This is a genomic window from Thalassobacter sp., from assembly GCF_982993085.1.
This window is the reverse complement of record NZ_CEZFMW010000130.1, coordinates 1-9,260: the sequence shown is the minus strand read 5'-3', so window position 1 is coordinate 9,260 and position 9,260 is coordinate 1. Positions and strand designations below refer to the sequence as shown.

Below are 9,260 nucleotides of genomic sequence, written 5' to 3'. Positions count from 1 at the left end.
TGCGCGAAAGCCATCAGCAACTGGCCCCCGAACATTTGCTAAAGGCGTTGATGGATGATGACCAAGGTATGGCATCTAACCTGATTTCTGCTGCTGGTGGTAACGCAAAACGTGTGGCGGAGGCCGTTGATGGCGCCATCGCCAAGTTACCCAAGGTCAGCGGCGACAGTGGCCAAACCTATATGGATCGCACGCTTGGGCAGGTTCTGTCCGAGGCTGAAAAGCTTAGCAAGAAGGCCGGCGACAGCTTCGTCACGGTTGAGCGGATTTTGATGGCGCTCAATATGGTGAAATCCAAGGCTAAGGATGCGCTGGATGCAGGTGGTGTGAATGCGTAAGGCCTGAATGCCGCGATCAACGATATCCGTAAGGGCCGCACCGCCGATAGCGCCTCTGCGGAGGATAGCTATGAAGCGTTGAAAAAGTACGCAACGGACCTGACTGAGGCGGCGCGCGCAGGTCGCATTGACCCCATCATTGGGCGGGACGAAGAAATTCGTCGCGCGATGCAGGTGCTAAGCCGCCGGACCAAAAATAACCCCGTTCTGATCGGTGAACCCGGCGTCGGTAAAACTGCCATCGCCGAGGGTTTGGCCCTGCGGATCATCAACGGTGACGTGCCGGAATCGCTGCGCAACAAGACGCTGATGGCGCTTGATATGGGTGCGCTGATTGCTGGGGCGAAATACCGGGGTGAATTTGAAGAACGGCTCAAGGCCGTGCTGAACGAGGTTACCTCGGCGGCGGGTGAAATTATTCTGTTCATCGATGAAATGCACACGCTCGTCGGTGCCGGTAAATCCGATGGCGCGATGGATGCTGCGAACCTGATCAAACCCGCATTGGCCCGCGGTGAGTTGCATTGTATCGGCGCCACCACACTCGATGAATATCGCAAGTACGTTGAAAAAGACGCGGCGTTGGCCCGGCGTTTTCAGACGCTGATGGTCGAAGAGCCGACCGTGCCGGACACAATTTCAATCCTGCGCGGCATTAAGGAAAAGTATGAACTGCACCATGGTGTGCGGATTTCTGATAGCGCGCTGGTCGCTGCCGCGACGCTTTCGCAGCGGTATATCACGGATCGGTTTTTACCGGATAAGGCGATCGATTTGGTGGATGAGGCCGCATCGCGCTTGCGGATGGAAGTCGACAGCAAGCCTGAAGAATTGGACGCGCTGGACCGTGACATCTTGCAAAAGCAGATTGAGGTAGAGGCCCTGCGGCTTGAAGACGATACCGCTTCTCAGGATCGGTTGAAGAAGCTGGAAGCCGAGGTCGCGGACCTGCAACAGCAGTCTGCCGAGATGACCGCGCAATGGCAGGCCGAGCGTGATAAGCTGGAAAGCGCGCGTGGCTTGAAGGAGCAATTGGACCGGGCGCGTGTCGATCTGGATGCGGCCAAGCGCGAAGGCAATTTGGCCCGCGCGGGAGAGCTGTCTTACGGCGTGATCCCGCAACTGGAAAAGCAGCTATCGGATGCTGAAAACCGTGAGGATGAGGTCCTTGTGGAAGAGGCCGTCCGCCCCGAACAGATCGCATCCGTGGTGGAGCGCTGGACCGGCGTGCCCGTGTCCAAGATGCTGGAGGGGGAGCGTGAAAAGCTGCTCCGGATGGAAGAAGAAATTGCGTCCCGCGTGATTGGGCAGAGCCAAGCGGTAACCGCCGTGGCCAACGCAGTGCGCCGCGCGCGCGCAGGCCTGAACGATGAAAACCGCCCCTTGGGCAGCTTTCTGTTTTTGGGGCCAACCGGCGTTGGCAAAACCGAGCTGACCAAGGCGCTGGCTGAATTCCTGTTCGATGACGACAACGCGATGGTGCGTATTGATATGTCCGAGTTCATGGAGAAACATGCGGTTTCGCGTCTGATTGGCGCACCTCCGGGCTATGTTGGCTATGATGAGGGCGGTGTCCTGACGGAGGCCGTGCGGCGCAGACCCTATCAGGTTGTCCTGTTCGATGAAGTCGAAAAGGCCCACCCAGATGTGTTCAACGTGCTGCTGCAGGTGCTGGATGACGGGGTGCTGACTGACGGTCAGGGTCGCACTGTCGACTTTAAGCAGACGTTGATCATTCTGACTTCGAACTTGGGCGCGCAGGCGCTAAGCCAACTGCCTGATGGCGCCGACGCAGCGGAGGCTAAGCGCGATGTGATGGATGCGGTTCGGGCCCATTTCCGGCCTGAGTTTCTGAACCGTCTGGATGAAACGATTATCTTTGATCGTTTGGCGCGCTCGGACATGAACGGCATTGTCGACATCCAGTTGCTTCGCCTGACCAAACGGCTCGCGGGTCGCAATATCGTGCTTGAACTGGATGATGCAGCCAAGATGTGGCTTGCGGACGAAGGGTACGATCCTGTGTTTGGTGCCCGTCCGTTAAAACGCGTGATCCAGCGCAGTTTACAGAATGAGCTGGCGGAGATGATCCTGTCCGGTGATGTGGCCGACGGTGCAGTCGTGCCAGTCAGTGCCAGTAGCGATGGTTTGCTTGTGGGGGATAGGATCGCCCGAAGCGACCGTCAGCCGCCTCAAGAAGCCGTCGTGCACTAACGAAATAAAAGGGAGCTATCTGGCTCCCTTTTGTCATTCGATGCCCGCCGCTTCATGGTCCAAATGCCTTACCGCGTCAAAAAAGTGCAATTTCTAAGGAAGTATGTTAACGTTTTAGATACATTAAAGTTGTGTTTTGGAGCGAGTAACTATGAAAAAATGGATTGTCGCGTGTGCGCTTGCGCTTGGCCTGATGGGGCATAGCGGTACGGCAAGTGCTATCACCTTAACAAGTACCGCATGTATCCCCGGCAGTGTGTCAGGAGCGACGGCATGTCAGGGTATTTATTCTGGCAATGATAGCCCTTCTGCCGTGGCCAACTTCTTCGGGAACGCAACTGGCTGGGATTTTCTACTTAAATTAGATTCCTCGTCAGGGACTGAAACGGCAGCAACAGGTGAGTCGCTGAATGTAACAGGGAACAACTGGACATTGTCCGGTGTCGCCGCGAGCACTGATGTCATGTTTATCTTGAAGGGCGGGCCTACGTTTTCCGCGTTCCTGATGGCTTCGGGCGCGACGGGTGGCACGTTTGACATGCTCTCTGCGCTCAAGGGCAACGGGCAACCAGGTCCTGGCTTGTCGCACTGGTCAGTGTACACGACTATGGCGTCCGTTCCATTGCCTGCCAGCGGGTTTTTGCTCGGATTTGTTCTTGCGTGTGGTGGCCTAATGGCGCGGCGTCGTCAGGTAACCTAATCATTTGAACCGACTGAAAAAGGCCCCGGATCGCTCCGGGGCCTTCGGCTTGTGAGTTGTCTGATGCAAGCAGACAGATTGCCTTACATGTCGGCAGGGAGGATCACTTTGTCGATGACATGGATGACACCGTTCGATGTCTCGATGTCAGCGGTGGTGACGTTCGCATCATTGATCATCACACCATTGTCGAGGTCGATTGTGATCTCACCACCCTGAACGGTGGCGGCTTTCATGTCGTCCACAAGGTCGGTGGACATCACTGTGCCGGGTACGACGTGATAGGTCAGAACCGCAATCAGCTGCTCTTTGTTCTCTGGCAGCAGTAGGCTTTCTACGGTGCCTTCTGGCAGGGCTGCAAAGGCCTCATCCGTGGGTGCGAACACGGTGAACGGGCCTTCGGATTTCAGCGTATCCACAAGATCAGCCGCGCTGACGGCGGCGACAAGTGTTTCAAAGGTGCCTGCGCCGACGGCGGTGTCGACGATGTCCTTTTTGTCCATGCTGCCAGCAAAGGCAGGCAGGGTCAGGGCAGTGGTGGCGGCGATGGCAAGTGCTGCAGTGCGAAGCATAATTTCAATTCCCTTTTGTTGTTTGGCCGCCGATGATCGGCTGGCCTGTGTGCAAAAAACACACAAGACAAATTGGGGCGAAAATGCAGGTTTCAAGGGTGCAAACCTAGCCATAGGCGGCGACTTGCCGGTTTCGGGGTCACGTTCATGTGAGCCTGCGGGAGCAGAATTGAGCCCTTGTGTACCACATGGGCGCGTATCACTGTTCGATCAATGGCTTGGAGTTCGATATGATTTTTATGGAAACCGCCGCGTGGGCTTTGCAGATTTTGGCGTTGTTGTTCGTGTTGATTATCGGCGTGATGGTCGCAGTCGGATTGGTTTTGTTTGTGATCGACCGGTCCCAAACTTCTGACGCGATCCGGCGCAATTACCCCGTGATCGGCAGGTTTCGCCATATCTTCTCCGAACTGGGCGAATTCTTTCGCCAGTATTTCTTTGCGATGGATCGAGAAGAGCTGCCCTTTAATCGCGCGCAGCGAGATTGGGTCAAGCGCGCCAGTGAGGGGCAGAGCAACACGATTGCTTTTGGCTCGACCCGCAACATTTCGGCGCCGGGAACACCGTTGTTCGTCAATAGCCCTTTTCCGCCGCTGGATGATCAATTCGCGAAGACCGAGCCGATGAAGATCGGCCCCTTTGCGCGCGTGCCTTATGTGGCCAAGTCGATTTTTAATCTTAGCGGTATGTCCTATGGCGCGATCTCAAGGCCCGCGGTTTTGGCCCTGTCCCGCGGCTGTGCTGAGGTAGGTATTTGGATGAACACCGGTGAGGGTGGCGTGTCGCCCTTTCACCTTCAGGGCGGGGCCGACCTTGTTTATCAAATCGGGACGGCCAAATACGGCGTCCGCGACAAGGACGGCAACCTGGGCGATGAAAAACTGCGCGAAATCGCGGCGCATCCGCAGATAGCGATGTTTGAGATCAAGCTCGCGCAGGGGGCAAAGCCCGGCAAAGGTGGGATCCTGCCCGGCGAAAAGGTGACCGCCGAGATTGCTGCCATCCGGGGTCTTGCCATTGGCCAAGACGGTATTTCCCCCAACCGCCACCGGGAGGTGAAGTCATGGTCGGATTTGCTCGACCTTGTGGCGCGTGTGCGGGATGTTTCGGGCAAGCCCGTCGGGATCAAGGCCGTTGTCGCTGCCCGCGAGCCGTTTGAGGAATTGTTTGCGGAGATCCTGCGCCGCGGCCCGGAAAGCGCGCCTGATTTCATCACCATCGATGGCGGAGAAGGTGGCACTGGTGCGGCGCCTATGCCCTTGATGGATCTTGTCGGCATGTCCATTCGCGAAGCCCTGCCCATGGTCAGTAATCTGCGCGATAGCGTCGGTCTGCACGACCGTATCCGCCTTGTGGCTAGCGGTAAGTTGGTCAACCCCGGCGATATCGCGTGGGCTATGGCTGCGGGGGCGGATTTTGTGGTGTCTGCGCGTGGGTTCATGTTCGCCTTGGGCTGTATTCAGGCTCTCAAATGCAACAAAAACACCTGTCCCACGGGCATCACGACCCATGATCCGCGCTTTCAAAAAGGCCTCGTGGTGGAGGACAAATTCCGCAAAGTCGCGCGCTATGCCAAGGGCGTTGTCCATGAAGTTGAGATGATTGCGCATTCGGTTGGTGTGTCCGAGCCGCGCCTAATGCGGCGGCGGCATGTGCGGATTGTGCAGCCTGATGGGACCTCGGTTCCGATGCATGAACTCTTTCCCCGTGATCTCCCCTCACAAAAGGCACCGACGACCCCCATATAAGGTAGAGAGAGGAGACCAGAAATGGCCATCAAATATCATGAACACGCTACCCTGCCTGTGTTTGAAATCGAAGTGGCGGGTAAGATCACGCAGACCGATATGGACACCGTTCTGCCGCGCCTAGAGGCGTTCCTTGAGCGTCACGGCAAGGTCCGCATGGTCGAAGTGATCCCCACCTTCGAAGGCTTTGAACTGAGCACAATTTGGGAAGGCATCAAGTTCGACGTCGCCCATATTCGGGACATCGACCGTGTGGCGGTGGTTACGGACGTTGGCTGGATCGGCGGGCTCACGCGGGCATTGTGCCGCGTGTCGCCAATTGAGATCCAGGTGTTTGACATGGCAGAGCTTGAAGCCGCCCGCGCGTGGGTCGAAGCCCCTTAGATCATTGATTTGATCGCGGCCATGTGGTCGACCTTTGCCTCGGGGATCAGGGCGTTTGCCGCCTCTAACGGGTTGGTTTCCAATCGGTCCACCAATCCCCACATCAATGCCTCTTCGGCCGTGATCTTTTGACCTGCCACAAGGATCATCTTGGCCCTAGCGGGCCCAACCAAGGTCGCAAGTCGGCGCGGATCTGAGGGTTGCGGCAAGAAACCCAGCTTTGCTACGGGGTAGAAAAACTTGGCATGCGCTGGGGCCAGACGCACGTCGCACGCCAACACCATCCCAAAGGCCCCTCCCGCCAATGTCCCGTTTAGGGCGGCGATTGTTAGGCAGGGCAGGCGCACAATCGCGCGGGATAATTCTTCCCACAGGGGCGACAGGGCGAGGCCTGCTTTGGCTTCCTCAAGGTCGGCCCCGGCTGAGAAAACCTTGTCGCCGCCACCCGTCAGGATCAGAGCGCGCAGGTCGGCCTTGTCAGCCTTTTTCACCACTTGGATCAGGTCCGCCAACATCTCGGATGTTAGTGAATTTGCTTTGTCGGGGCGGTTGATCGTAAGGGTCCAGATACCCTCACGCTGGTCGAGCTCGATCATACGCCCAATCCAATCCGTGCGCGGATATCCGTATCCCGCAATGAGATTTCCTCACCCGCAAATGCGTCCGCATCGTCAGAGCACATCCACATCAAGGCACGTGCAGGCCAGTCGGCAGGAATGTGAACCTCCCATTCTAGGGCGGCGACGGGGCCGACACCGGATGCTTTGATTTCATGCTGCATCTGGGTGGCGACTGTCCCCGGGGACAACCCCATGATCCGCAGGCCCGGGTTTTCGCGATGCGCGCAACGCGTCAGCATGGCGGCCCCGGCTTTGGATGTGCAGTAATGGCTCCAGCCCTCTAGGGCGTTGTGGGCCGCACCGGATGAGATGGTGATGATCGTTCCGCCTTTGCGCATCTGGGGGATCGCCGCGCGCATGCCGTAAAAGACGCCCTTGAGGTTGATATCAATCACTTGGCTCCACGCGTCGGGATCACTATCGGTCAAGGAGGCGATCGGCTCAATCACGCCAGCGTTGTTGATGACCACATCGAGGCTGCCAAACTCACGCGCGGCGGCGGATATCGCGGCCTCTACTTCCCAATAACGGGCCACGTCACAGGGGATGGCCAGCGCGTTTGGCCCGATGTCACCTGCAATGTCCGCAACAGCGTCGCCGTTGCGCGCCAATAGCGCAACCTGCGCCCCGGCGGCGGCCATCATCCGTGCGGTTGCCTCACCAATGCCTCGGGACGCACCTGTAATCACCACGCCCTTGCCCGTCATATCCATTTTATCGCCCTCCCGGATGCGTCTTGACCCTGTGTCCCACACGCGAAACAAAGAGCTTTGAATATACATTTCAGGAAGGGTACCGGATGTCAAAATGCATGAGCCTGATGGTAAGCACCGCATTTATCATGAGCGCGGGCGCGGCTGCGGCTGACCTGACGGCGCCGGACCTTTGGGCCGAGTGGCAAGAGATGCAACAAGCTCTAGGCACCACAATCTCCGCTCAATCCGAAAGCTATGCGGGTGGTGTTCTGACGCTGACAAATGTTGCCACACAATCGGTCATTGATGAGGTCGAAAGCATCGGTCGCATCGCTCAGATTACCCTGCGAGAGCAGGGTGACGGCAGTGTCCGTGTCGAGTTGGCCCCGGTGTATGCGCTTGGCATTACCGACACGTCGTTCGGCGAAAGCACGGTTACCACAATGGAGCTGCGCCACACCGGGCTAGATATTGTGGCCCGTGATGAGGATGGTGCTCGCAGCTACGATTATGGCGCGCAGCAGCTTACGCTAGATGTGGGCGATGTGGTGGTTGATGGCGAAACTATGCCGTTTGAAGTCTCGCTCACGCTGAGCGATTTGGCCTCGCGCTACGTGATCGACATGGGCAGTGAGGCGCGGCCTTTTCAATCGCAGGACGCAATCGGTGCGATGCAAATCCGTTTCAGCATGTCGGACCCCAGCGAGGGCACGTTCAACATGCAAAGCGATTTCACCAACCTCACGAGCGCTTTTTCCGGAACGTTGAACGCCGCTGGTGGTGCTGTGCCGCTTGGGCCTTTGGGGGTCGCTTTGAAGGGTGAGTTGACCCATGGTGGCAGTAGCGTTCAAATCGCTGCCGAAGCCACTGATGGCGATATCCAGATGGAGGCCCGCACGGGGGCTGGGACCCTCGCTATGGATATCGACCCGACCAAGTTCGGCATTTTTAGCGACACAAACCAGACCGAAATGCGTGCGCTGGTTGGGGGCTTTCCTCTCCCGATTGAGGCCAGTGTCGGGCGCTCGACGTTTGGCATCGCGATGCCGCTTGCGCGGACCCAAGCCCCTGCACCAGTGAACCTGACTTTGGGCTTGCGGGATGTCGTGCTGAGCGATGTGATCTGGGGCCTGTTTGACCCCCAAGGCATTATTCCGCGGGACCCGGCCACCATCGCCCTCGACCTCGAAGGCACTGCGACGGTCTTGTCGGATTTAACGGATGTCACGAATGATTTTAAGGCAGTGCAAGGCCCCCTCGCCCAGATCAATTCCCTTCGGCTGAATGACCTAGAGGTCTCGCTGGGCGGCGCACGGCTGAGCGGGACGGGGGCCGCGACATTCGACAACTCTAGTGCCATTCCGGCACCTGTGGGGCGGGTCAATCTGACGCTGAGCGGCGGCTTTGGGCTTTTGGAACAACTCGCGACACTGGGCGTGGTGCCGCCCGAACAAGTGGGCATGGTACGGATGATGTCGGGTATGTTTGCGACGCCCACGGGGCCAGATGAACTCGCGTCTGAGATCGAATTCCTCGAAGATGGCTCCATCCTCGTGAACGGCTTTCCGCTGCAATAACCCTGCATTCGCAAACGTTTTCAGGGGTAATCGGCTGGTTTTCGCGGATTTAGGGGGCGCCCTTTGACAGGATCGCCTTGGGTGGCTTAGCCTTTGGTAACGTTGACCGGACGTGGGAGGCTACGCAATGGATACGCTGTTTTGGGCGTCCTTTGGGGCGATGACGCTTTTGCTGCTTGCTCGGTTTGTGGTGCCAATCGTGGCGCCGGGGTCCATGGCCGCACGGATTTTGACCGCCATGATCAAGTTTGGCGATGATGACGCGGACCCGGACCGCGAGCGGCGCTAGCCGCAACCTTTTCAGACCATCCAAAGGGGCATTCCCCGCCACCCGCGAAGGTCCTAAGCTGCGCGCATCACATCCACAGGAGCGAGCGATGCGCAGATATCCCCGAGATATGGTGGGCTACGG

8 protein-coding genes and 1 pseudogene are annotated in these 9,260 nt (G+C 57.9%); 6 read left to right on the top strand and 3 right to left on the bottom strand.

Features of this window, described 5'->3' with window-relative positions:
- Positions 1-2,552, top strand: a pseudogene (gene clpB / locus AC4GMC_RS15715) (ATP-dependent chaperone ClpB); the annotation flags it as partial.
- Between the two features lie 151 nt (positions 2,553-2,703).
- Positions 2,704-3,252: a hypothetical protein gene (locus AC4GMC_RS15710; RefSeq protein ID WP_487877038.1), complete on the top strand. Its 549-nt coding sequence runs from the start codon at positions 2,704-2,706 to the stop codon at positions 3,250-3,252.
- Between the two features lie 83 nt (positions 3,253-3,335).
- Here AC4GMC_RS15710 and AC4GMC_RS15705 read toward each other — a convergent pair whose 3' ends face one another.
- Positions 3,336-3,824 carry a fasciclin domain-containing protein gene (locus tag AC4GMC_RS15705; RefSeq protein ID WP_487877037.1) on the bottom strand — a complete coding sequence of 163 codons (489 nt, stop codon included), beginning with the start codon at positions 3,822-3,824 and terminating at the stop codon, positions 3,336-3,338.
- A 239-nt stretch (positions 3,825-4,063) separates the two neighbouring features.
- On the opposite strand from AC4GMC_RS15705, the gene AC4GMC_RS15700 reads away from it, so the two are divergent.
- Together AC4GMC_RS15700 and AC4GMC_RS15695 are read left to right on the top strand one after the other, a co-directional pair.
- Positions 4,064-5,572 (top strand): FMN-binding glutamate synthase family protein, encoded by a 1,509-nt coding sequence (locus tag AC4GMC_RS15700; RefSeq protein ID WP_487877039.1) that lies wholly within the window; start codon positions 4,064-4,066, stop codon positions 5,570-5,572.
- Between the two features lie 21 nt (positions 5,573-5,593).
- Positions 5,594-5,956 (top strand): SpoIIAA family protein, encoded by a 363-nt coding sequence (locus AC4GMC_RS15695; protein WP_487877036.1) that lies wholly within the window; start codon positions 5,594-5,596, stop codon positions 5,954-5,956.
- Here the strand turns inward: AC4GMC_RS15695 and AC4GMC_RS15690 are convergent.
- On the bottom strand, positions 5,953-6,552 hold the full coding sequence (locus tag AC4GMC_RS15690) for an enoyl-CoA hydratase/isomerase family protein (RefSeq protein WP_487877035.1): 600 nt from the start codon (positions 6,550-6,552) through the stop codon (positions 5,953-5,955). The two genes, AC4GMC_RS15695 and AC4GMC_RS15690, sit on opposite strands and share 4 nt — an antisense overlap.
- Positions 6,549-7,289: an SDR family oxidoreductase gene (locus tag AC4GMC_RS15685; RefSeq protein WP_487877034.1), complete on the bottom strand. Its 741-nt coding sequence runs from the start codon at positions 7,287-7,289 to the stop codon at positions 6,549-6,551. Before AC4GMC_RS15685 ends, AC4GMC_RS15690 begins: the two co-directional genes overlap by 4 nt.
- Positions 7,290-7,387: 98 nt before the next feature.
- Here AC4GMC_RS15685 and AC4GMC_RS15680 point away from each other — a divergent pair, with 98 nt between their 5' ends.
- Both AC4GMC_RS15680 and AC4GMC_RS15675 read left to right on the top strand, forming a co-directional pair.
- Positions 7,388-8,848 (top strand): DUF2125 domain-containing protein, encoded by a 1,461-nt coding sequence (locus AC4GMC_RS15680; RefSeq protein ID WP_487877033.1) that lies wholly within the window; start codon positions 7,388-7,390, stop codon positions 8,846-8,848.
- A gap of 127 nt (positions 8,849-8,975) precedes the next feature.
- Positions 8,976-9,137: a hypothetical protein gene (locus AC4GMC_RS15675; protein ID WP_487877032.1), complete on the top strand. Its 162-nt coding sequence runs from the start codon at positions 8,976-8,978 to the stop codon at positions 9,135-9,137.
- Positions 9,138-9,260: the final 123 nt, after the last annotated feature.